At 73.5% G+C, this 22,523-nt stretch carries 24 protein-coding genes and 2 tRNA genes; 18 read left to right on the top strand and 8 right to left on the bottom strand.

All coding sequences use genetic code 11. The features are described 5' to 3' along the window. Positions 1-12: 12 nt before the first annotated feature. Positions 13-243, bottom strand: a complete 231-nt coding sequence (locus ABZ641_RS02805) for a hypothetical protein (RefSeq protein WP_359978701.1) — start codon at positions 241-243, stop codon at positions 13-15. A 111-nt stretch (positions 244-354) separates the two neighbouring features. Between ABZ641_RS02805 and ABZ641_RS02800 the strand changes: the two genes are divergently transcribed. Next, a complete protein-coding gene (locus ABZ641_RS02800) occupies positions 355-1,692 on the top strand; it encodes an MFS transporter (RefSeq protein WP_359978698.1) in 1,338 nt (445 codons plus the stop codon). A gap of 23 nt (positions 1,693-1,715) precedes the next feature. Here ABZ641_RS02800 and ABZ641_RS02795 read toward each other — a convergent pair whose 3' ends face one another. Then, positions 1,716-2,315, bottom strand: coding sequence for a flavodoxin family protein (locus ABZ641_RS02795; protein ID WP_359978696.1), 600 nt, complete (start codon positions 2,313-2,315; stop codon positions 1,716-1,718). Positions 2,316-2,459: 144 nt separating this feature from the next. On the opposite strand from ABZ641_RS02795, the gene ABZ641_RS02790 reads away from it, so the two are divergent. From ABZ641_RS02790 to ABZ641_RS02755, 8 genes are all read left to right on the top strand, one after another. Further along, positions 2,460-2,909, top strand: a complete 450-nt coding sequence (locus ABZ641_RS02790) for a helix-turn-helix domain-containing protein (protein WP_344622014.1) — start codon at positions 2,460-2,462, stop codon at positions 2,907-2,909. A gap of 104 nt (positions 2,910-3,013) precedes the next feature. Then, positions 3,014-3,089: transfer RNA gene (locus tag ABZ641_RS02785), tRNA-Thr, on the top strand. 210 nt (positions 3,090-3,299) lie between these two features. Continuing rightward, entirely contained in the window at positions 3,300-3,974 is a 675-nt protein-coding gene (locus ABZ641_RS02780; protein ID WP_359978694.1) for a LuxR C-terminal-related transcriptional regulator, read from the top strand. 84 nt (positions 3,975-4,058) lie between these two features. Continuing rightward, positions 4,059-5,162: a galactose-1-phosphate uridylyltransferase gene (gene galT / locus ABZ641_RS02775; protein ID WP_359978692.1), complete on the top strand. Its 1,104-nt coding sequence runs from the start codon at positions 4,059-4,061 to the stop codon at positions 5,160-5,162. Further along, positions 5,159-6,136, top strand: coding sequence for a UDP-glucose 4-epimerase GalE (gene galE, locus ABZ641_RS02770; protein ID WP_359978689.1), 978 nt, complete (start codon positions 5,159-5,161; stop codon positions 6,134-6,136). Before galT ends, galE begins: the two co-directional genes overlap by 4 nt. Beyond that, on the top strand, positions 6,133-7,266 hold the full coding sequence (gene galK / locus ABZ641_RS02765; protein WP_359978687.1) for a galactokinase: 1,134 nt from the start codon (positions 6,133-6,135) through the stop codon (positions 7,264-7,266). Before galE ends, galK begins: the two co-directional genes overlap by 4 nt. A 196-nt stretch (positions 7,267-7,462) precedes the next feature. Further along, positions 7,463-8,305 carry a response regulator transcription factor gene (locus ABZ641_RS02760; protein ID WP_344622009.1) on the top strand — a complete coding sequence of 281 codons (843 nt, stop codon included), beginning with the start codon at positions 7,463-7,465 and terminating at the stop codon, positions 8,303-8,305. An 89-nt stretch (positions 8,306-8,394) separates the two neighbouring features. Beyond that, positions 8,395-9,936, top strand: a complete 1,542-nt coding sequence (locus ABZ641_RS02755) for a nucleoside-diphosphate sugar epimerase/dehydratase (protein ID WP_359978684.1) — start codon at positions 8,395-8,397, stop codon at positions 9,934-9,936. Positions 9,937-9,975: 39 nt separating this feature from the next. On the opposite strand, the gene ABZ641_RS02750 is transcribed toward ABZ641_RS02755, so the two are convergent. Then, positions 9,976-10,470, bottom strand: a complete 495-nt coding sequence (locus ABZ641_RS02750) for a MarR family transcriptional regulator (protein ID WP_344628219.1) — start codon at positions 10,468-10,470, stop codon at positions 9,976-9,978. Positions 10,471-10,581: 111 nt separating this feature from the next. Between ABZ641_RS02750 and ABZ641_RS02745 the strand changes: the two genes are divergently transcribed. Then, a complete protein-coding gene (locus tag ABZ641_RS02745; RefSeq protein ID WP_359978681.1) occupies positions 10,582-11,388 on the top strand; it encodes a methyltransferase domain-containing protein in 807 nt (268 codons plus the stop codon). Between the two features lie 39 nt (positions 11,389-11,427). Here ABZ641_RS02745 and ABZ641_RS02740 read toward each other — a convergent pair whose 3' ends face one another. From ABZ641_RS02740 to ABZ641_RS02730, 3 genes are all read right to left on the bottom strand, one after another. After that, a complete protein-coding gene (locus ABZ641_RS02740; RefSeq protein ID WP_344628217.1) occupies positions 11,428-12,291 on the bottom strand; it encodes a DMT family transporter in 864 nt (287 codons plus the stop codon). 18 nt (positions 12,292-12,309) lie between these two features. Next, on the bottom strand, positions 12,310-12,972 hold the full coding sequence (locus ABZ641_RS02735) for a TetR/AcrR family transcriptional regulator (RefSeq protein WP_344628222.1): 663 nt from the start codon (positions 12,970-12,972) through the stop codon (positions 12,310-12,312). Between the two features lie 92 nt (positions 12,973-13,064). Beyond that, positions 13,065-14,021 (bottom strand): acyl-CoA desaturase, encoded by a 957-nt coding sequence (locus ABZ641_RS02730; protein ID WP_344628221.1) that lies wholly within the window; start codon positions 14,019-14,021, stop codon positions 13,065-13,067. Positions 14,022-14,222: 201 nt separating this feature from the next. Here ABZ641_RS02730 and ABZ641_RS02725 point away from each other — a divergent pair. The 4 genes from ABZ641_RS02725 (at position 14,223) to ABZ641_RS02710 (ending at position 17,852) form a co-directional block, all read left to right on the top strand. After that, positions 14,223-14,293, top strand: a tRNA-Gln gene (locus ABZ641_RS02725). A gap of 71 nt (positions 14,294-14,364) precedes the next feature. Next, positions 14,365-15,822 (top strand): bifunctional UDP-N-acetylglucosamine diphosphorylase/glucosamine-1-phosphate N-acetyltransferase GlmU, encoded by a 1,458-nt coding sequence (glmU, locus tag ABZ641_RS02720; protein WP_359978678.1) that lies wholly within the window; start codon positions 14,365-14,367, stop codon positions 15,820-15,822. Between the two features lie 205 nt (positions 15,823-16,027). Further along, positions 16,028-17,005 (top strand): ribose-phosphate diphosphokinase, encoded by a 978-nt coding sequence (locus tag ABZ641_RS02715; protein WP_344628215.1) that lies wholly within the window; start codon positions 16,028-16,030, stop codon positions 17,003-17,005. Positions 17,006-17,261: 256 nt separating this feature from the next. Further along, positions 17,262-17,852, top strand: a complete 591-nt coding sequence (locus ABZ641_RS02710; RefSeq protein WP_344628214.1) for a 50S ribosomal protein L25/general stress protein Ctc — start codon at positions 17,262-17,264, stop codon at positions 17,850-17,852. Between the two features lie 88 nt (positions 17,853-17,940). Here the strand turns inward: ABZ641_RS02710 and ABZ641_RS02705 are convergent, their stop codons facing one another. After that, entirely contained in the window at positions 17,941-18,675 is a 735-nt protein-coding gene (locus ABZ641_RS02705; protein ID WP_359978675.1) for a DNA alkylation repair protein, read from the bottom strand. A gap of 141 nt (positions 18,676-18,816) precedes the next feature. Here ABZ641_RS02705 and pth point away from each other — a divergent pair, with 141 nt between their 5' ends. Continuing rightward, on the top strand, positions 18,817-19,404 hold the full coding sequence (pth, locus tag ABZ641_RS02700; RefSeq protein WP_344628212.1) for an aminoacyl-tRNA hydrolase: 588 nt from the start codon (positions 18,817-18,819) through the stop codon (positions 19,402-19,404). 69 nt (positions 19,405-19,473) lie between these two features. Here pth and ABZ641_RS02695 read toward each other — a convergent pair whose 3' ends face one another. Next, entirely contained in the window at positions 19,474-21,072 is a 1,599-nt protein-coding gene (locus ABZ641_RS02695) for a hypothetical protein (RefSeq protein ID WP_359978672.1), read from the bottom strand. Positions 21,073-21,434: 362 nt separating this feature from the next. Here ABZ641_RS02695 and ABZ641_RS02690 point away from each other — a divergent pair, with 362 nt between their 5' ends. The 3 genes from ABZ641_RS02690 to ABZ641_RS02680 form a co-directional block, all read left to right on the top strand. Beyond that, positions 21,435-21,704: a hypothetical protein gene (locus ABZ641_RS02690; protein WP_344628211.1), complete on the top strand. Its 270-nt coding sequence runs from the start codon at positions 21,435-21,437 to the stop codon at positions 21,702-21,704. A 109-nt stretch (positions 21,705-21,813) separates the two neighbouring features. Beyond that, positions 21,814-22,308, top strand: a complete 495-nt coding sequence (locus tag ABZ641_RS02685) for a SigE family RNA polymerase sigma factor (protein ID WP_344628210.1) — start codon at positions 21,814-21,816, stop codon at positions 22,306-22,308. Next, the coding region (locus ABZ641_RS02680) for a hypothetical protein (RefSeq protein ID WP_359978669.1) at positions 22,301-22,523 on the top strand (223 nt) is incomplete at its 3' end. The genes ABZ641_RS02685 and ABZ641_RS02680, both read left to right, overlap by 8 nt.

Genomic DNA, 22,523 nt, shown 5'->3' with positions numbered 1-22,523 from the left:
GTTCCGCGGCGCTCAGCGCCGGGGGCGGAACCGGCGGACGGTCTCCCAGCCGGCGGCGGGCAGCAGGGCCGCGGCGAGGAGCGCCCAGGCGGCCGAACCCCCGTGGCGGTACTGGGCGACGCCCAGGTCGAGCAGCAGCAGGGTGAGCGCGAGGCAGAGCACGGCGAAGAGCTTGTCGAACACGCCGTTGTCGTCGAACACGTTGTTCACGTGCGGCCTTTCGGAGGCGGAGGCGGCCACCATACCGCCGCGCCCCGGGCGGCGCACCACCCCGGCTCCCGTCCGGCCGTTCGCTCCCGAATCACCCGTGTGCCTGCTGTCCTTGCAGCTCAGCGCCTTGCCAGGGTGGGCGTCATGACGCATGACACCCCATCAGCGGGCGATCCGGCGGCGCTGCGCCGGGTGGCCGCCGCGGCCCTCCTCGGCACCGCCGTCGAGTTCTACGACTTCTTCATCTACGGCACGGCCGCCGCCCTGGTCTTCGGCCGGGTCTTCTTCCCCGGGCTGGGGGCGGTCGGCTCGCTGCTCGCCGCCTTCTCCGTCTACGCGGTGGCCTTCGTGGCCCGCCCGTTGGGCGCGGTGCTGTTCGGGCACTTCGGCGACCGGCTCGGCCGGCGGGCGACCCTGGTGGTGTCGCTGCTGCTGATGGGCCTGTCCACCGCGGCGGTGGGCCTGCTGCCCGACTACGGCCGGTGGGGCGGCTGGGCGCCGGTGCTGCTCACGGTGCTGCGCTTCTGCCAGGGGCTGGGGCTGGGCGGCGAGTGGGGCGGTGCGGCCCTGCTGCTCGCGGAGCACGCCCCGGCGGGCCGCCGCGGCCGGTACGGCGGGCTGCTGCAACTCGGGCCGTGCGCCGGGTTCTTCCTGGCGACGGGGGTCTTCCTGGTGCTGGGCGCGGTGCTGGACGAGGCGGCCTTCCTCGCCTGGGGCTGGCGGGTGCCGTTCCTGGTGTCCCTGGTGCTGGTGGCGATCGGCCTGTTCGTCCGGCTGCGGGTGGCGGAGAGCCCGGTGTTCCGCGCGGAGCGGGCGCGCTCGCGGGTGCCGGTGGCGGAGGTGCTGGCCCGGCACGGCCGCCCGGTGCTGCTCGGTGCGGGTGCGGTGATGTCCGGGTACGCGCTGTTCTACCTGACGACCACCTACGCGCTGGCGCACCTGACGGCGGACCTGGGGGTGGCCAGGACCCCGGTGCTCGGCCTGCTGATGGCGGGCGCGGTGCTGAAGGGCGGCACGGTGGTGCTCGCCTCGCGGGCGAGCGACCGGTTCGGCCGGCGGCGGACGCTGGCCACCGCGACGGCCCTGGCGGCGCTCTGGTCGGCGGTGCTCTTCCCGCTGCTGGAGACCGGCCGGACGGCGTGGATCGCGCTCGCCTTGCTCGGGGCGATGGCGCTGCTCGGCGCGATGCTCGGGCCGGTCGCCGCGTACCTGCCGGAGCTGTTCTTGACCCGGGTGCGCTACACGGGGGCGGCGCTGGCCTACAACCTGGCGGGCGTGGTGGGCGGGGCGACGGCGCCGCTGGTGGCGACCCGGCTGACCGCCGCGTACGGGACGGCCGTGCCGGTCGGCTGGTACCTGGCGGCGCTCGGCGGGGTGTCGGTGCTGTGCGTGCTCGGCCTGCCGGAGACCCGCGGGGCGGAGCTGGACGCGGCCGGCCGCCGGACCCCCGTGCTGGGCGGGGGTGCGGCGGCCGGGCGGTGACGGTGCGTCGGGGTGACGGCGCGTCAGACGGCCAGGGCGGCCCGGCCGGCCAGGGTGATCGCGGCCTGGCTGGCGACCCGCTCGCCGAGGTGCTCGGCGGTGGCGATGTCGGCCTTGTGGACGCCCTCCGGGCCCTGGTCGTTGTTGGTCTGGGCGCCGGCGCCGAGGAACAGGCCGAGGCGGTTGAGGTCGTTCTCCGAGGCGGTGGTGGAGTTCCAGCCCGGGTGCAGGCCCAGGTTCACCCAGTGCATGCCGTGCTGGGCGGCGAGCACCGTGAAGAACTGCAGGGTGTGCAGCTTGTCGCCGCTCTTCGAGGCGGAGTTGGTGAAGCCGGCGGCCAGCTTGTCCTTCCAGGTCTGGCCGAACCAGCGCTTGGAGCTGGCCTCGGCGAAGGCGTGGAAGGCGCCGGAGGCGGTGCCCATGTAGGTCGGCGAGCCGAAGACGATCGCGTCGGCGGCGTCGAGCTGCGCCCACTGCTCCTCGGTGATGGCGTCCACGGCGATCTGCACCGCGTCGGCGCCGGCCGCGGCGGCACCGCGGGCGACGGCCTCGGCCAGCACGGCGGTGTGGCCGTAGCCGGAGTGGTAGGCGATGGCGACGGTGGGACGGATGGCGGTCGTCATGCGGGATGGCTCCTCGAAAGGGGGCGGACGGATGCCCGGGTGGCCGGACGGACGGGCCGGCCGGGGCTGACGGTCTCCAATGTAGACCAGGTCTCCGATGGTTACCAACTCCCGATTGGAGACCGCCGGCGCTACCCTTGCGGTATGGCCACCCCCCAGCAGACCGCCGACCCGCGCCCCGAGACCCCGGACACCTGTCCCGGCGGCGACCAGGGGTTCGACATCTTCGCCGCCGTCTGCCCCAGTCGGGACGTGTTCGCCGAGCTCGCCGACAAGTGGTCGCTGCTGCTCCTGCTGAGCCTGCACAGCTGCGGCGAGCAGCGGTTCTCCGAGCTCCAGCGCGCGGTCGGCGGGGTCAGCCGCAAGATGCTCACCCAGTCCCTGCGCGCCCTGGAGCGGGACGGGCTGGTGCTGCGCACCGTCCACCCGGAGACCCCGCCGCGGGTCGTCTACGGGCTGCTGCCGCTGGGCCGCACCCTCGCGGAGCGGATCGCCCCGCTCGGAGACTGGGTCGAGTCCTACGCCGGCCAGGTGGTGGCGGCGCGCGAGCGTTTCGACCGGGCGCACGGCGGGGCCTGCACCCCGCAGGACTGATCCGGGGCCCGGTCGAAGCGCCCGCGACCGATTTCCCTTTCCGGCCGCCCACCCTGTAATGTCTTCCTCGTTCGCGGGGAACACCGGGAACACACCGAGAACAAGCCCCTATAGCTCAGTCGGTAGAGCGTCTCCATGGTAAGGAGAAGGTCTGCGGTTCGATTCCGCATGGGGGCTCCACGGAGCTCGAAGGCCCTCGCCGCAAGGCGGGGGCCTTCGGCGTTTCCCCGCATGCATTCCCCGGGCATTCCCCGGACCTTCCCGAGCCCCGTTCCGGGCCGCCCGGCGGCCTGGCGGACCCGCCGGGGATGCGCTGTGATGGTGCGTCACGCGCCGCGCCGGGGGCGGAGGTCCCCGGCGGAACGGCGCGGGGGACTGGGGGAGGGCGCCGTGGGCGTTCGGCTCGTGATCGTCGACGACCACCGCCTGCTGGCCGAGGCCCTGGCGGCCGCCCTGCGGCTGCGCGGGCACCGCGTCCTCGCCGTGGGGGCGCCCGCCACCGCCGTCGGCGGCCTGGTCGCCGGGCGGCGGCCCGAGGTCTGCCTGCTGGGGGTCGCCGAACCGGCCGAGGACGCCGACCCGTTCGGCCCGCTGCGGCAGCTGCGCGCTGAGCGGCCCGAGCTGGCCGTCGTGGTGCTCGGCCCGGTCGGCGACCCCGGGCGGGTGGCGGCGGCCTTCGCCGCCGGCGCGGCCGGCTACGTGCGCAGCGACGAGCGGATCGAGGTCGTCGAGCGCGCCGTCGCCCGGGTCCGGGCGGGCGAGGCCGCGGTCGCCGTCGACGTGCTGCAGGGCGCCTTCGAGGCGCTGCTGCGCCCGGCCGCCGAGCCGGACGACGACGCCGTACGGCTGCTGCGGCTGCTCACCCGGCGCGAGGCCCAGGTGCTGGCGCGGATCGCCGAGGGCGAGGACACCGCGGCGATCGCCGCGGGGATGGGCATCGCCTCCAGCACCGCGCGCACCCACGTCCAGCGGGTGCTGGTGAAGCTGGGCGCCCGCTCCCGGCTGGAGGCGGCGGCGGTGGCCGCCAGGACCGGGCTGCTGGACCGGGTGGACCGGTCCGCCTGACCCTTCGCGAACTCCCTCGGATGTTGACTTGTGGTCGGTGATGTTTGAATATGTTGGAGAGCGAGGAGATCGGAGCAGTCCACCGTGAAGAAGACCGTCACCAAGCTCGCGGACGGCCGCGAGCTCATCTACTTCGACACGGACGGCTCCGTGCTGCGGGACTCCGCCGACCTGCGCCCGCTGGAGCCCGCGGCGAGCCTCTCCGAGATCCGCCGGGACCCGGTCAGCGGCGACTGGGTGACCGTCGCCGCCCACCGGCAGGCCCGCACCTACCACCCGCCGGCCGACGAGTGCCCGCTCTGCCCGTCCCGCGACGGGCGGCTCAGCGAGATCCCCGCCGGCGACTACCAGGTCGCGGTCTTCGAGAACCGCTTCCCGTCCCTGGCCGCCGACGCCGCCGCGCACGCGGCCGACCACCACCACCCGGTCGCCGAGTCCGCCGCCGGCACCGGCCGCTGCGAGGTGGTCTGCTTCACCGCCGACCACGCGAAGTCCTTCGCCGACCTCGACGAGCGGCACGCCCGCCTCGTCCTCGACGCCTGGACGGACCGGACGGCCGAGCTGTCCGCCCTGCCGGGCGTGCGCCAGGTGTACTGCTTCGAGAACCGCGGCGCGGAGATCGGCGTCACCCTCGCCCACCCGCACGGGCAGATCTACGCCTTCCCCTTCGTCACCCCGCGGACGGCCCGCGCCATGGCACGGGCCGCCGACCACCGGGCCCGCACCGGCCGCAACCTCTTCGAGGACCTGCTCGCCGCCGAACGCGCCGACCCCGTCCGGGTGGTGCTGGCCGGCGAGCACTGGACGGCCTTCGTCCCGTTCGCCGCCCGCTGGCCCTACGAGGTGCACCTCCACCCGAACCGCCGGGTGCCCGACCTGACCGGCCTCACCGAGGCCGAGCGCGCCGAGCTCCCCGCCGTCCTCCTGGAACTGCTGCGCCGCTTCGACCGGCTGTTCATCGAGCCCGGGCAGAATGAGCAGGCCCAGCCGACGCCGTACATCGCGGCCTGGCACCAGGCGCCCGCCCTCGGAGGAGAGGAGCTGGCACTGCACCTGGAGCTGTTCACGATCCGTCGTACGGTGGGCAAGCTCAAGTTCCTCGCCGGCGTCGAGTCCGGCATGGACGCGTTCGTCAACGACGTGTCGCCCGAGACGGCGGCACAGCGCCTGCGGGAGGTCGCATCATGAGTAAGTACCTGGTCACGGGTGGTGCCGGGTATGTGGGCAGCGTGGTCGCCGCCCACCTGCTGGAGGCCGGACACCAGGTCACCGTGCTCGACGACCTCTCGACCGGCTTCGCCGAGGGCGTCCCGGCCGGTGCCGAGTTCGTCCGCGGCCGGATCCAGGACGCCGCCGAGGTGCTCGACGGCTCCTACGACGGCGTCCTGCACTTCGCCGCCTCCTCGCAGGTCGGCGAGTCCGTCGCCGACCCGGAGAAGTACTGGCGCAACAACGTGGCCGGCTCCCTGGAGCTGATCTCCGCGATGCGCAAGGCCGGCGTGCGCAAGCTCGTCTTCTCCTCCACCGCCGCCGTCTACGGCGAGCCCGAGGCCGTCCCGATCGCGGAGACCGCCCGCACCGCACCCACCAACACCTACGGCGCCACCAAGCTCGCCGTCGACCACCTGATCACCAGCGAGGCCGTCGCCCACGGCCTCGCCGCCGTCTCGCTGCGCTACTTCAACGTGGCCGGCGCCTACGGCAGCTCTTCGGGTGTCGCCTTCGGCGAGCGCCACGACCCCGAGTCGCACCTCATCCCGCTGGTCTTCCAGGCCGCCCTCGGCCAGCGCCCGCACATCGCCGTCTACGGCGACGACTACCCGACCCCGGACGGCACCTGCATCCGCGACTACATCCACGTCGCGGACCTCGCCGAGGCCCACCTGCTCGCCCTCGACGCCGCCCGGCCCGGCGAGCACCTGATCTGCAACCTCGGCAACGGCAACGGCTTCTCCGTCCGCCAGGTCATCGAGTCCGTCAAGCGCGTGACCGGCCGTGAGATCCCCGTCGTCACCGCCGAGCGCCGCCCCGGCGACCCGGCCGTCCTGGTCGCCTCCGCCGCCCGCGCCCACGAGGCGCTCGGCTGGCGGCCCCGCCGCCCCGAGCTCGACGACATCGTCGCCGACGCCTGGGCCTTCACCCTGGAGAAGCGAGCCCGATGACAGATGCCCAGTCCGTCCGCGACGGCGCCGCCCCGGCAGGGGTCTGGGCGGCGCCCGGCCGGGTCAACCTGATCGGCGAACACACCGACTACAACGACGGCTTCGTGCTGCCCGTGGCCCTGCCGCAGGCCGCCCGCGCCGACGTCCGGCTCCGCACCGACGGCCTGCTCCGCCTGCACAGCGAGCAGGCCGGGGGCGGTCCGGTGGAGCTCGCGGTGGCCGATCTCGTCCCCGGCGGCGTGGACGGCTGGGCCAAGTACCCGGCCGCCGTGGTGTGGACGCTGCGGGCGGCCGGGTACGGGGTCGGCGGCGCCGACGTCCGCATCGACAGCTCGGTGCCGACCGGGGCGGGCCTGTCCTCCTCGGCCGCCATCGAGTGCGTGGTCGCCACCGCCTACAACGACCTGCACGGCCTCGGCCTCGACGGCCCGGCTCTCGCCCGGCTCGCCCAGCGCGCCGAGAACGAGTTCGTCGGCGTGCCCTGCGGGATCATGGACCAGATGGCCTCGGTCTGCTGCACCGAGGGCAACGCGCTCTTCCTGGACACCCGCGACCTCGCCCAGCGGCAGGTCCCGCTCGACCTCGCCGGGGCCGGCCTGCGGCTCCTGGTGATCGACACCCGGGTCAAGCACGACCTCGCCGACGGCGCCTACGCCGAACTCCGGGCCGGCTGCGAACGCGCCGCCGCGCTGCTCGGCCTGCCCGCCCTGCGGGACCTCGACCCCGCCGGGCTGGCCGCCGCGCTCGACCGGCTGCCCGCGGAACTGCGGCCGCTGGTGCGGCACGTGGTCACCGAGAACGCCCGCGTCCGGGAGGCGATCGCCCACCTCGACCTCGGCGACCTCGCCGCGCTCGGGCCGATCCTCACCGCCGGGCACGCCTCGCTCCGCGACGACTACGAGGTCTCCTGCCCCGAGACCGACCTCGCGGTCGACACCGCCGTCGCGGCCGGCGCCCTCGGCGCCCGGATGACCGGCGGCGGCTTCGGCGGCTCCGTCATCGCCCTGACCGCCGCCGACACCCTCGACGCGGTCGCCGCCGCCGTCACCACCGCCTTCACCGACGCCGGCTACGCGGCCCCCCGCACCTTCACCGCCGTCCCGGCCCGGGGCGCGCACCGCATCGGCTGAGGGGCACCGGCGCGCGGGGTGCACCGTTCGCGGTGCGCCCCGCGCCGTCCGCGCGGACCCGGTTCGTGGTTGCTGCGCGAAGGTCAAATCCCCAGGGAATGAAGAAACTTCACCAATCCCCCACCCTTCACGCGCCCCTCCCGTACGCTGAGTCCGGTACCGGTGGGGGTCGGCGCCGGAGCAGGGGGGACGAACGATGGGACGTACTCGCGTCCTGGTGGTCGACGACCACCGCATCTTCGCCGAGGCGCTGGCCACGGCGCTCGCCGCCGAGCCCGAGATCGAGGTCGGCGCGGCCGGCACCGCCGCCGCCGCCGAACGCGCGCTGGAGCGCGCCGCCGCCGAGGGACGCCCGTACGACATCGTCCTGGTGGACGCCGACCTGACCCCCGCGGTCGGCCGTCCCGGCCAGGCCCGCTCCCGCGACAGGTTCCCCGTCGCGGTCGTGCCGCTGCCGCGCCGCGAGTCCTCGCCGGCGCCGACGCCCGGCGACGGCATCGCCCTGGTGGCCCGGATCTGCCGCACCCATCCGGCGCTCCGCGCCGTGGTGCTCGCCACCGACGACGACCCGCGCCGCGCCGTGCGCGCGCTGCAGGCGGGGGCGTCGGGCTGGGTCGCCAAGGAGAGCTCGCTGGGGCGGCTGCTGGCCGTCGTCCGTGGGGTGCTGCGCGATGAGACGCACCTGCCGCCGGCCCTGCTGACGGGCGTGGTGCGGGAGTTGACCAGTGCCCGGCGCGACCGGACGGAGAGCGAGCGGCTGGTCGGCACGCTGACCCCCCGTGAGGAGGAGGTGCTGCGGTGCATGGTGGCCGGCCTCGGCCGGCAGGCCGTCGCCGAACGGCTGTACCTCTCGCCGCACACCGTCCGCACCCACATGCAGAACGTCCTCGGCAAGCTCGGGGTGCACTCCACCCTCGCCGCCGTCGCGGTGGCCCGCCGGGCGGGCATCACGCCCTCCGAGCCGCTGCCCCCGCTCGCCCCGGCTCAGCCACCGCACCCGCCGACCGTCGCCTCGAACGCAGGCCCGGGCGCCGGCTGAATCGTTTCCTCGCGCCCGCGCCGGGCGGGGGAGCGGCCGGACGCCACACCCAGGTACCGACTCCGTCAGGTCAGGAGACCGGAGGACAGATGTCGCCCAACAGCACCGCCGCCCGTCCCGATGCACAGCCCGTCCCGCTCGCCGGGGCGGCCGCCGGCCCGCCGGGCCTGCGCACCCTGGTGATCGGCGGTGGCGCCGCGGGGTCGGCGCTGGTCCGCGACCTGATCCGGACCCCGGAGTTCGGCCTCGCCCCGGTCGGCGTCCTCGACGACGACCCCGCCAAGGCGGGCACGGCCGTGGACGGCGTTCCGGTGCTGGGCCCGCTGGCCGGACTGACGCCGCTGGCGGTGGCGCACGGCGCGCAGGTGGTGGTGCTGGCGATCCCGGGGCTGCCGCACCAGCAGGTACGGGCGCTGGCGACGGCGGCGGCCGCGGCCGGGGCGGCCGTCCGCTACCTGCCGTCCTTCCTGTCGGCACTCCGCCGCGAGGTGGTCGGCTCGGACCTGCGCAGCCTGGACGTCAACAAGCTGATCGGCCGGCACGAGGTGCACGTGGTCTCGCCGGACGTCCGGGCGGTGATCGAGGGCCGCCGGGTGCTGGTGACGGGCGCGGGCGGGTCGATCGGCAGCGAGCTCTGCCGCCAGGTGCACGCCTTCAACCCGTCCGAGCTGTACATGCTCGACCACGACGAGTCCAACCTGCACCGGCTCCAGCTGGAGATCTGGGGCGAGGCGCTGCTCACCGACGACTCGCTGGTGATCGCGGACATCCGGGACCGGCCGCGGATCCAGCAGATCTTCCGCGACCTTCGCCCGGAGGTCGTGTTCCACGCGGCGGCGCACAAGCACCTGCCGCTGCTGGAGCGGCACCCGAGCGAGGCGGTGAAGTCCAACGTCCTCGGCACCGACCACCTGGTGGAGGCGGCGCTGGCCACCGGCGTGGAACGGTTCGTGCTGATCTCCACGGACAAGGCGGCCGATCCGACCTCCGTGCTCGGCGCGAGCAAGCGGCTGGCCGAGCTGATCGTCCGGGCGAACGCCCGGGACGCCCGGAACCTGGGCACCGGGGTGTTCTCGGCCGTCCGGTTCGGCAACGTGCTGGGCTCGCGCGGCTCGCTGCTGTCGGTGCTGGAGGAACAGCTGCGCAGCGGCGGCCCGGTGACCGTCACCCATCCCGACGTGACCCGCTTCTTCATGACCATCGAGGAGGCCGTCGGCCTGGTGCTGGAGGCCGGCCGGATGGCGGAGGGCGGCGAGGTCTTCGTGCTCGACATGGGCGAGCCGGTGCGGATCGTCGACCTGGTGCACAACTACGCCCGGCAGGTGCAGCTCGGCGCGGAGGACGTGGAGATCCGCTACACCGGCCTGCGGGCGGGCGAGAAGCTCAACGAGGCGCTGTTCTCGGAGGGCGAGGAGCGGCTGCCGACCGAGCACGGCCGGATCTTCGCGACGGTGGCCGGCGACGGCGGCCCGGAGGACCTGGCCGGCGGCCTGACCGGGCTGTACGCGGCGGCGAAGGTCAACGCGGACGCCGAGGTGCGCGACCGGCTGGCGGAGCTGCTGCCGGGCTACCGGACGCCCGAGGCCGTCCCGGTGCCGGCCCTGGCCACCCCGTACCCGGACGGCTTCTGAGGCGCGGGCGGCCCCGGGAGGGCCGGCGACGGGGCGCGGTCAGCCGGCCTGGTCGAAGGGGGCGACCAGGCAGCGCAGCAGCGCGGCGAGCTCGCCCTGCTGGTCGGGGCTGAGCTGGGCGAGGAGTTCGCGCTCGTGCGCGAGCAGACCGGCGAGCGCCTGGTCGGCCTTGTCGCGGCCGTCGTCGGTGAGCCGGACAAGCACTCCGCGCCGGTCGTCCGGGTCGGGCAGCCGGCGGACGAGGTTCTTGCCGGTGAGCCGGTCGATCCGGTTGGTCATGGTGCCGGAGGTGACCAGGGTCTGGGTGAGCAGCTGGCCGGGGGAGAGCTGGTAGGGGGAGCCGGCCCGGCGCAGCGCCGTCAGCACGTCGAACTCCCACGGCTCCAGGCCGTGCTCGGCGAACGCGGTGCGGCGGGCACGGTCCAGGTGCCGGGCGAGTCGGCTGACCCGGCTGAGCACCTCGAGCGGTTCCACGTCGAGGTCGGGGCGCTCTCGGCGCCATGCTGCGACCAGGCGGTCGACCTCGTCCTCCATGACGATCAGTGTATCGGGGGTTGTGTCGATGTGAAGTCTCTTGACATCGAGAGTTTTCACGCGCACCCTCTCGACTGGATATCTTGATGTCGAGATACTTGGGAGACCGCCATGCCCGCCACCGCCTGGGACCCCGCGCAGTACCTCCGCTTCGCCGACGAACGCACCCGCCCGCTGCACGAACTCGTCGCCCGGATGCCCGCCCTGCCGGCCGCCCCCGTCGTCCTCGACCTCGGCTGCGGCCCCGGCAACTCCACCGCCGTCCTGCGCGAACGCTGGCCCGACGCCCACCTCACCGGCGTCGACAACTCCGCGGACATGCTCGCCACCGCCCGCACCGACGGCGAACCGCACGCCGCCTACCTCCTGGCCGACGCCCGCATCTGGGACCCGGCCGGCGCCGCCCCCGACGCGATCGTCTCCAACGCCACCCTGCAGTGGCTCAACCCCGACGGCGCCGACCGCGCCGACCACCTGTCCCTGGTCGCCCGCTGGGCGGCCGTCCTGCGGCCCGGCGGGGTGCTCGCCTTCCAGGTGCCCGGCAACTTCGACGCGCCCAGCCACACCCTGCTCGCCGGGCTCCGCGGCAGCGCCCGCTGGCGGGACGCCCTCGGCGAGGGCGCCGAACGGGCCGGCGTGCACGACAGCGCCGAGTACCTGCAGACCCTGCTCGGGGCCGACTGCACCGCGGACGTCTGGGAGACCACCTACCTGACCCTGCTCGCCGGCCCCGACCCGGTGCTGCAGTGGGTCAAGGGCACCGCCCTGCGGCCCGTCCTCTCCCGGCTCACCGACCCGGCCGACCGGGAGGAGTTCCTCGCCGCCTACGGCGCCCTCCTGCGCGAGGCCTACCCGGCCGGGGAGCACGGCACCGTCTTCCCCTTCCGCCGCATCTTCGCCGTCGCGCAACGCCGGTAGGGGGATCACTGCAGGGGCGCGTGGGGGCTGAGGCGGCCCCTACTTGTGGAAGTGGTGGTGGCCCGGCATGGCCGGGTGGCGGCCGAGGAGGACGACGCCGCCCACCACCGCCAGCAGCCCCACCACCTGGAAGGCCACCGCGACCGGGGTCACCCGCAGGCGGTCGCCGAGGAAGCCGACCGCGCAGGCGATCCCGGTCAGCGGCTGGGCCGCGGTCAGCGCGGGCAGCGACATCCGCAGCGGTGCCGCCTCGAAGGCCGACTGCACCAGCAGCAGGCCGACCACGCCGATCACCACCACCGCGTACGGCTGCCAGCTGTGCACCACCGCGCCGATGCCGTGCTCGTCCAGCCGCTCGGTGGTCATCCGGGTCAGGGCGTCCTGCAGCCCGTAGAGCAGTCCCGCGGCGAGCGCGAGCAGGGTGGCCTCCTCGAAGAGCGGCATGTGCTTGGCGACGAGCACCAGCAGCACGGCCAACCCCGAGACGATGCCGACCACCAGCCAGAAGCGCAGGTGGCCGGCCTCGGTGCCGCCGCCCTGCGGACGGCCCGCCACGATGAAGGAGGTCACCCCCAGGGCGATCAGCGCCACCCCGGCCCAGCCGGAGCGGCCCAGCCGTGTCCCGGTGAGCCTGCGGGCCATCAGCATGGCGAACACCAGGTTGGTGGCGAGCAGCGGCTCGACGAGTGCCACCTCGCCCTGGCTCAGCGCGACCGCGCTGAGCACCAGGCCGGCGATCATGAAGCCGAGGCCGATCAGCCAGTCCGGCATCCTCGCCAGGTCGAGGAGCAACCGCCAGTGCAGCAGGTCGCTCTTGGGGGCACGCTGGGCGGCGTGCTGCTGCAGCACGAAGCCCAGGCCCAGGCAGCAGGCCGCCCCCACTGCCAGAATGAAGACCGCCACGCGACCACCTCGGTGCCGTCACACCCGTCGTTCGCCCACCAGCTTCGGATGCCGCTCCAGGCCCTCCAGGCCGTGCCACGCCAGATTCACCAGATGGGCGGCCACTTCGGCCTTCTGCGGCTTGCGCACCTCCAGCCACCACTGGCCGGTGAGCGCGACCATTCCGACCAGCATCTGCGAGTACATCGGTGCCAGCCGGGGATCGAATCCCCGGGACTTGAACTCCAGTCCCAGGATGTCCTCGACCTGGGTGGCGATGTCACTGATCAGCGAGGCGAAGCTGCCGGTCGACTGCGCGACCGGCGAGTCCCGGACGAGGATCTTGAAACCGTCGGTCGAGGTGTCGATGTAGTCCATCAGCGCGAAGGCCGCCTGCTCCAGCAGCTCGCGGGAGTGCCCGCCGGTCAGCGCCCCGGTCACCATGTCCAGCAGCAGCTGCATCTCCCGGTCGACCACGACGGCGTACAGCCCCTCCTTGCCGCCGAAGTGCTCGTAGACGACGGGCTTGGAGACCCCGGCGCGCTCGGCGATCTCCTCGACCGAGGTGCCGTCGTAGCCGCGCTCCGCGAAGACCGACCGGCCGATCTCCAGCAGCTGCTCGCGCCGCTGCTTGCCGGTCATCCGGACCCGGCCGCCCGCCCGGCCGCCGCGCGCGGCCGGTGCGGAGCGGGTGCGGCCCACCGCGGCGCCGTCCCCGCCGGTCGCGTGCTGATGGCCGTCCGCGGTGTCTGCGTTGCTCCCGTTCACCCCTACATCATGCTGCAGCGGGCGGGTCATACGGCGCGGCGGGCGTCGATCCGCTCGGCCCCCGGCCAGCGGACGTCGGTCGCCCAGCCCGCACGCTCGAACCAGCGGATCAGGCGGGCCGAGGAGTCGACCTGGCCGCGCAGCACACCGTGCCGGGCGCTGGTCGGGTCGGCGTGGTGCAGGTTGTGCCAGGACTCGCCGCAGGAGAGCACCGCCAGCCACCAGACGTTGCCGGACCGGTCGCGGGACTTGAACGGCCGCTCGCCGACGGCGTGGCAGATCGAGTTGATCGACCAGGTCACGTGGTGCAGCAGGGCGATCCGTACCAGCGAACCCCAGAAGAAGGCGGACAGCGCCCCCTGCCACGACATCGCGACCAGTCCGCCGACCACGGGCGGGATCAGCAGCGACAGGGCCGTCCAGAGCCAGAACAGCCGGGAGACCCGCCGTATGGCCGGGTCGGCGATCAGGTCCGGGGCGTACTTGTGCTGCGGGGTCTGCTCCTCGTCGAAGAGCCAGCCCATGTGCGCCCAGAACAGGCCCTTCACCAGGGCCGGCACGCTCTCGCCGTACCGCCACGGGGAGTGCGGGTCGCCCTCCTTGTCGCTGAACCGGTGGTGCTTGCGGTGGTCGGCCACCCAGCGCACCAGCGGCCCCTCCACGGCGAGGCTGCCGGCCACCGCCATGGCGATGCGCAGCGGGCGGGCGGCCTTGAAGGAGCCGTGCGTGAAGTAGCGGTGGTAGCCGACGGTGATGCCGTGGCAGGACACGAAGTACATGACGGTCGCGATCGCGACGTCCGTCCAGCCGAGGCCCCACCCCCAGGCCACCGGGACGGCGGCCAGCAGAGCCAGGAAGGGGACGGCGATGAACAGGCCCAGGGTGATCCGCTCGGCCATTCCCTGTTTCTCCCCGCCGAGGGTCGCGGAGACCTGGGCGGGTGGCTTCTGCGCCGCCATGGTGGGTGCTGCACCGGCCTGCATGGTCATGGGGGCGTCCTCGGGAGGGAGCGGAACCTACGTAGGCGTAACCTACGGCATCGTAGGTTCCCGGGCATCCGATGGGAAGACGTGTCGCACCGGCGGGACTCCGGAGGGTGGTGGATGCAGAGCGGCGCACCCCGTACTCTTAGCCCTGCATTGCCCGCCGACGTCCGTCGGCGCGTCACCCGTGCACGGCATCCGTCCCGGATCGTCTAAGGGCAGGACAGCTGGTTTTGGTCCAGCTTATGGGGGTTCGAATCCTCCTCCGGGAGCTCCGCACACAGCCCCGACCGTCCGGCAGGCGCGCCCGACCCTCCCTCAGAACAACCGAGGAGCCCTCCGCGTGACTGCCAAGAAGACCGCTGCCGTGATCGTGCTCGCCGCCGGCGGCGGCACCCGGATGAAGTCCAACCGGCTGCCGAAGGTGCTGCACGAGATCTGCGGCCGGTCCCTCGTCGGCCACGCCGTCGCCGCCGCCCGGGAGCTGGAGCCCGAGCACCTCGTCGTGGTCGTCGGCCACCTGCGCGAGCTCGTCGCCGCCCACCTGGAGCAGCACTACGCGGGCGTGCGCACCGCCGTCCAGGAGCAGCAGAACGGCACCGGCCACGCCGTCCGCACCGCCCTCGACGCGCTGACCGCCGACGGCACCGTCCTCGACGGCACCGTGCTCGTCACCACCGGCGACGCCCCGCTGCTCACCGGCGCCACCCTGCGGGCCCTCGCCGAGGCGCACGCCGAGCAGGGCAACGGCGTCACCGTGCTGACCGCCGTGGTGCCGGACGCGAACGGCTACGGCCGGATCCTGCGCGACGACCACGGCGCGGTCGCCGCGATCGTCGAGCACAAGGACGCCACCAACGAGCAGCGCGCCGTCTCCGAGATCAACTCCGGTGTGTTCGCCTTCGACGCGAAGCTGCTCGCCGAGGCGCTCGGCCGGCTCACCACCGACAACGTCCAGGGCGAGGAGTACCTCACCGACACCCTGGAGATCCTGCGCACCGGCGGCCACCGGGTCGGCGCCGTGGTCGCCGACGACTTCCGCGACATCCTCGGCATCAACGACCGGGTGCAGCTCGCCGAGGCCCGCCGGATGCTCAACGACCGGCTGCTGGAGCAGGCCATGCGGGCCGGCGTCACCGTCGTCGACCCGGCCACCACCTGGTTCGACGTCCAGGTGAGCTACGAGCCGGACGCGGTCGTGCTGCCCGGCACCCAGCTGCAGGGCGCCACCCACCTGGGCGAGGGCTGCACCGTGGGCCCGAACTCCACGGTGACCGACAGCACCATCGGCGCCGGCGCCACTGTGAGCAACGCCACGGTGATCGAGGCCGAGGTCGGCGAGTCCGCCTCGGTGGGCCCCTACGCCTACCTCCGCCCGGGCGCCAAGCTCGCCCGCAAGGCCAAGGCCGGCACCTACGTCGAGATCAAGAACTCCGAGCTCGGCGAGGGCGCCAAGGTGCCGCACCTCTCGTACATCGGCGACGCGACGATCGGCGAGGGCAGCAACGTCGGCGCGGCCTCCGTCACCGTCAACTACGACGGCGTCAACAAGCACCGCACCGTGATCGGGGCGCACTGCCGCACCGGCTCGGACAACATGTTCATCGCCCCGGTGACCGTCGGCGACGGCGCCTACACGGCGGCCGGCTCGGTGATCTACCAGGACGTCCCGGCCGGTTCGCTGGGCGTCGCCCGGGCGCAGCAGCGGAACATCGCCGGCTGGGTCGCCCGCAAGCGCCCCGGCACGGCCGCCGCCGAGGCCGCCGCCAAGGCCGAGGCGTCCGGGACGCCCGAGGCCTGAGCGGCTGCGGGGGATCTTGGGAAACGGTCCCGGGGCGGACGGTTCCCTGCGCACCGCGTAACCTGGAGTACATACGTGCGCCACTGGGCTGACCGTACTCGTCCCGGCGTACTCCAAATCCCCTGCCGACCGACGTCCCCGAGCGCTGCTGCCCGGGTGCGCCGTGGCGGGTCCATGTGCGGCAGCAACGCGAGGAGACGGTGCAGTGAGCGGGATCACGACGTCGGGTGAGAAGAAGCTCAAGCTCTTCTCCGGCCGTGCCCACCCCGAGCTTGCGGAGGAGGTGGCCCGGGCACTCGACACCGAACTGGTTCCCACCAAGGCCCTGGACTTCGCGAACGGTGAGATCTACGTCCGCTTCCTGGAGTCGGCCCGCGGCGCGGACTGCTTCGTGATCCAGAGCCACACGGCTCCGATCAACCAGTGGATCATGGAACAGCTGATCATGATCGACGCGCTGAAGCGGGCCTCGGCGCACAGCATCACGGCGATCCTGCCGTTCTACGGCTACGCCCGGCAGGACAAGAAGCACCTCGGCCGCGAGCCCATCTCGGCCCGCCTGGTCGCCGACCTGCTCCGCCAGGCCGGCGCCGACCGCCTGATGGCCGTGGACCTGCACACCGCGCAGATCCAGGGCTTCTTCGACGGCCCGGTGGACCACCTGTTCGCGCTGCCGATGCTGGCCGACTACGTGGGCGAGCGGGTCGACCGCTCCAAGCTCACCATCGTCTCGCCGGACGCCGGCCGGGTGAAGGTCGCGGACCAGTGGTGCGACCGCCTGGACGCCCCGCTGGCGATCATCCACAAGCGCCGCGACATGACGCAGGCCAACACGATCCTGTCCGCCGAGGTCGTCGGCGACGTCAAGGGCCGGGTCTGCGTCCTGGTCGACGACATGATCGACACCGCCGGCACCATCTGCGCCGCCGCCGACGCGCTCTACGACAACGGCGCCGCCGACGTGATCGTCGCCGCCACCCACGGCGTGCTCTCCGGCCCCGCCGCGGACCGCCTGAAGAACTCCCGCGTCAGCGAGTTCGTCTTCACCAACACCCTGCCCACCCCGCAGCAGCTGCAGCTGGACAAGGTGACCACCCTCTCGATCGCCCCCTCGATCGCCGCCGCGATCAAGGAGGTCTTCGAGGACGGCTCGGTGACCAGCCTCTTCGAGGGCGTGCACTGACCGTCCGCCCCGGACGTCCGGCCCCCGCACGCCACGCGTGCGGGGGCCGATTTCACGTTGACGCCACCACCGGTTAGACTCGTGGAACTGCTCGGCGAGGGATGCCGTGTGCCCGTACGGGTACCGCAACCGTGATCGACGCGCTGCTTCCAGTAGTCGTCCGCCGCCGAGCGACCCCCAAGGAACTTGAGGGTGTGGCCCGGCGGTTTTTGTCGTTCCTGCACCCGCGCCAGTCTTTCTCCCGAGGAGTGCAGTCGTGTCCGAGATCCGCCTTGCCGCCGAGACCCGCACCGAGTTCGGCAAGGGTGCCGCCCGTCGCGCCCGCCGCGCCGGCTTCGTCCCCGGTGTCGTCTACGGCCACGGCCACGCGCCGGTCCACCTGAACCTGCCCGGCCACGACCTGATGATGGCCCTCAAGACCCCGAACGCCCTGCTGGTCGTCCCGATCGAGGGCAAGGACGAGTACGTCCTGCCGAAGGCCGTCCAGCGCGAGGCCATCAAGCGCAGCATCGAGCACGTCGACCTGCTCCTCGTGAAGCGCGGCGAGAAGGTCACCGTCGAGATCCCGGTCCACACCGAGGGCGAGCTGGCCCCCGGCGGCAACCTGATCGAGAACGTGCTGAACGCCCTCCCGATCGAGGCCGAGGCCACCCACCTGCCCGAGTCGGTCACCGTCTCCGTCGAGGGCCTGGAGGCCGGCGCCTCCATCACCGCCGGTGACATCGTCCTGCCGAAGGGCACGACCCTGGCCGTCGAGGCCGACGCCGTCGTGCTGCAGGTCATCGGCGCCCAGGCCCCCGAGGCCACCGAGGAGGAGGCCGCCGAGGGCGAGGCCGTCGAGGCCTGATCCCCGCCGGATCCGCTTCCGCCGCCCCCGGCCGTTCCTGACCCCAGGAGCGGCCGGGGGCGGCGGCGTTCCCGGGCCCGGCCGCCGCTCAGCCGTGCCCCGGCAGCAGCCGCAGCCGGACCTCCTGCGGCACCGGCTTCAGCGCCTCCCGCAGCGTCAGCCCGGAGACCCGCGGCAGCCGTCCGGCCAGCCAGTCGCAGACCTCCTCCGGGTGGTGCCTGGCACCCTCGCGCAGCGACCAGCCCAGCGCCTTGCGCACGAAGAACCGGGGATCCGTCAGCAACGGGTCCGCGAGCGCCCCGAACTCCCCGAAGAAGAGCGGGAACCGCTCCGGCGAGCGGAGCGCCGGGAGGTGGCCCAGCACCCCGCCCCGGCGCACCCACAGCTCGTCCCGGCGGCTCCAGCGCAGCAGCACCTCCGCCGTCCCCGGGTACCGCAGCAGCAGCGGACCGGCCGCCTTCGGCGCGATCACGTCGACGTGCGCCCAGGTGTCGCACTGCTCCAGCATCCGCTCCAGCAGCGCCAGATCGGCCGGCACCAGCATCCGTTCGCGCGCCTCCAGCAGGAACCCGGCGCAGCTGCGCGACTCGTGCACCGGCCGCGCCCACAACTCCTCGACCAGCGCCAGCACCGCCGCCCGGTCCAGCCCCGGGTGGCGCCGGAGCAGACCGCGCACCGCGGCGCGCATCCCCGGCACCGGGACCCCGAGATGGCGCAGCGAACTCTTCAGGTACGCCTTCTCCTGCTCGGCGCGGCCGGGCACCACGGAGCCCTGCAGCTCCGCGTCGAGCTCGGCGGCCAGTGCGGCGGTCGGTGCGGTCACGGGCGGTCCTCCGGTCCGGCGGCGGTCGTCGTCACGACGGTACGCCGCCCCGCGCCGCCGCCGCGGACGCCCCTGCCACGGCCGGGCGCGGCGCCGCTGCGGATAATGGACCCGCAGGAACGAGGCGAGCGGAGATCGGTGATGAGCGCGGTGGCGGACGAGTACACGGGACCCTGGCTGGTCGTGGGCCTGGGCAACCCCGGCGAGGGCTACGCCCGCAACCGGCACAACATCGGCTTCATGGTGGCGGACCTGCTCGCGGAGCGGATGGGCGCGAAGTTCAAGGCGCACAAGAGCCGCGCCCAGGTCGCCGAGGGCCGGCTGGCCGGCCGGCGCGTGGTGCTGGCCAAGCCGATGACGTTCATGAACCTCTCCGGCGGGCCGACCACGGCGCTGCGCGACTTCTACAAGGTCCCCAACGGGGCGATCGTCGCCATCCACGACGAGCTGGACATCGACTACGCCGCCCTGCGGCTGAAGTGCGGCGGCGGCGACAACGGCCACAACGGGCTGAAGTCCATCACCAAGTCGCTCGGCGCCGACTACCACCGGATCCGCTGCGGCATCGGCCGCCCGCCGGGCCGGATGGAGGTCGCGGACTTCGTGCTGAAGGACTTCTCCTCCGCCGAGCGCAAGGACCTCGACTGGTTCGTGGACCGGTCGGCGGACGCCGTGGAGGCGCTGCTCTCCGAGGGGCTGGAGCGGGCCCAGGGCACCTACAACTCCTGACACGCGCCCGGGCCCCGGGAAGGCGAGGATCGCCTTCCCGGGGCCCGGTGTCGAGCAGTCGGCCGCTGCTCAGTGGGTGTCGTAGTAGCCGAACATGTCGACGATCAGGTCGGTGTTGCCGCCGCTGGCGTTCCAGAAGTCGATGATGCCGTTGGCACCGGTGTTCGCCTGGACCAGGTTGGGAACGGTCTGACCCTTCACCCAGTTCAGCGCCGACGCGGTCGGCCGGGCCGGCCAGACGTCGGTGCCGTTCTTGTAGGCGTCCACGCTGTTCGGGTCCGGACCGACGCTCAGGAAGCCGGCCGTCGCGGTGTTCGTCACCGTGGCGTTGAACACGAAGCCGGAGATGGCCGGCTCGTCGTAGGACAGCGGCATGTAGGCGTAGGAGCCGCTGCTCAGCGGGCCGTAGCTCCAGGTCTTCGGGTCACGGGTGTCGAGCAGCCGCTCCGGCGCGATCGGCAGGTAGGCGCCCTTGGCCGCGGGGCTGTAGTAGCCCACGATGTCGACGATGACGTCCGCCGGCAGGCCGGCGCCGTTGCGGATCCGGATCTTGCCGTTGGAACCCACCGGCACGACGACGGAGTTGGCGATGGTCTGACCCGCGGTGAAGTTCAGGCTCGACGCGGTGGGCACCGACTGGCCGTCCGGGTAGACGTTCAGGAAGCCCGCGTTCTTCGGGTTGGTGACGGTCACGTTGAGCGCGACCGCGGTGATCCCAGAGCCCGGCAGGCCCGCCGTGCCGTTGCCGTTGATCTGCACGGCGAAGGAGCCGCCGCCGGCGACCTGGCCGCGGGCGGTGCCCAGGCCCTCACGGGTGTCCACCAGGCGGGTGGGGCCGGTCGGGGTGAAACCGCTCGAGTCGGACTGGGTGAAGTACCCGGCCACGTCGGCGATCAGGTCGGTGGGCTTGCCGCTGCCGTTGTACAGGTCGACGTAGCCGTTCGCGCCGACCGGGACGATCGACAGGTTCGGCACCGTCTGGCCCGCCACGAAGTTGACGTTCGAGGTGATCGGCCGCTGGTCGCCCTCGCCGTAGGCCGTGATGAAGCCCGGCCCGGCGGCGTTGGTGACGGTGAGGTTGAGGACCACCGCGGTCACACCGGCGGGGATGCCGCCGTTGCCGGCGATCTGCACGCGGGTGCTGGTGAACGGCTGGATCTGGCCCTGGGGGGCGCCGGTGCCGTTACGGGTGTCCAGCAGACGGGTGGGGCCGTACGCGGTGTACGCCGAACCCGCGGTGGTGACCACCAGGGTGTTGGTCGCCGTCGTGACGCCGTCCTGGTCGGCGACGTTCACCGTGATGGTGTACGCACCCAGCTTCGCATAGGTGTGCGCCAGGGTGGTCTGGCCCGCAGGCAGGTAGCCCGTGCTCTGCGGGGCCGAACCGTCACCCCAGTTGATGGTGGCGTTGGCCGTCGTGTTGACGCCCGTCACGTTGACGGCGAGCGAAATGCCGTACGCGCTGGTGTGCTTGGCGGTGAGGCCGGCCGCGAGGCTGGCGGTCTCGCCCGCGGTCAGGCTCTGCTTCGAGCCCGACGCCGTGCGGACCGACTTGGCCGCAGGGCTGGTGAAGGTGTTGAAGGTCGAGGCACCGGCCTTGGTCGGGTCGACGCTGTGGACTCCGTGCGCGGTGGGCGCAGCAGGAGACGAATCGGCCGCAAAGGCCACAGTAGGTATGAATGCGACGCCGGCCGCAATGGCGGCCGCGCTCGCAACGAGGCGGCGGTAGGACACCGGCCCCCCACTTCCGTTGAACGGTCAGGAGAGAAAGCGTGCACAGATTACAGATTCGCGGCAGGCCCAACAACGTCGATTCGATTACGAATCGATCGTTTGCGACCGGGGGGGCGTACCGCCCTCGTTCGGGGCCGGACTACACGGCCGCCGACCTCGGGTGGTGACGGAGGGTACACAACGGTCCTGCAACGCTTGCCCGCTGGGACCTGAATCCCGGTCAGATCGAACCGTTCCATCGGATACGGTCTGACCCGTACGAAGGGGTTGAGGGGCTCGATCTGGGGGTAAGGAACGTGATTCGCTCCTACCGGGCGGCGCGGATGGTCGGCGGCGCGGCATTGTGCCTGGCAGCCACCGGGATCGCCGCCCCGGCCGCGGAAGCCGCCGGTGCGACGGCGGGCCCGGAGCCGTCCCCCGAGCCGGCCGCGGCCCAGATGGTGCCGCCGGTCAGCGGCTCGGTCGGCGGCTCGGCCGGACTCTACGCGGTGGCCGGCGGACTGGTCGTGGTGGCGGGCGGAGCGGCGACCTGGGTGCGCCGCCGCCGGGCCGACCGCGAGAGCTGACCGCCGCAGGCACAGGGCCGACCCCGCCGGGGTCGGCCCCTCGCGTTCCCGGCGGAAGATTTCCTCCCGGTCTGTCGTCCGTTCCGGCCCGCCGGTGCGTCAGGTGGGCATGACGATGAAGGGTGACCCGTTCGACGCCTTCGTCGGAGCGCGGTACCAGGCGCTGCTCCGCGCGGCGTTCCTGATCACCGGCGACCTCCACGACGCCCGGGACCTGCTGCACGACGCCCTCGCCCGGGTGTACGTCCGGCGCCGGTCGATCCGCGAGGAGTCGGCGACCGAGGCCTACGTGCGCCGCACCATGGTGCGCACGCACGTCTCCCGCTGGCGGCGCACCAGGCGCGAGGTCCTCACCGACCGCCTGCCGGACGTCGCCGGGCCCGAGACGACGGCGGGGGACGAGCAACTGGCCGCGGCCCTGCGCGCGCTGCCGGCGCGGCAGCGCGCCGCGGTCGTGCTCCGCTACTGGGCCGACCTGCCGGTCTCCGCGGTGGCCGAGGAGATGGGCTGCACGCTCGCGACGGCGAAGACACATCTCGGACGGGCGATGACCACGCTCCGGCGCGACCTCGCGCCCGAGCGGGAGGTGAGCCGACATGGATGACGAGGAATTCGGACGCGCACTGGCCGGTCGCCTGGAGGCGGCCGCGGACGCCCGGGTCGGCGCGGCGGAGGTGCCGCTGGCCGGGCTCCGCGCCCTGGGCCGGCGCCGGGTGCTCCGCCGCCGCGGGGCGCAGGCGGCCGCCGCCGCGGCCGTGGTGCTGGCCGGCCTGCTGCCGCTGCTGGACGGCGGCGCGGCGGGCGGGGCGGCGCCGGCGG

This window comes from Kitasatospora sp. NPDC007106 (assembly GCF_040634455.1).
Classification (GTDB): Bacteria; Actinomycetota; Actinomycetes; order Streptomycetales; family Streptomycetaceae; genus Kitasatospora; species Kitasatospora arboriphila.
This window is presented reverse-complemented; position numbering and strand designations above follow the sequence as displayed.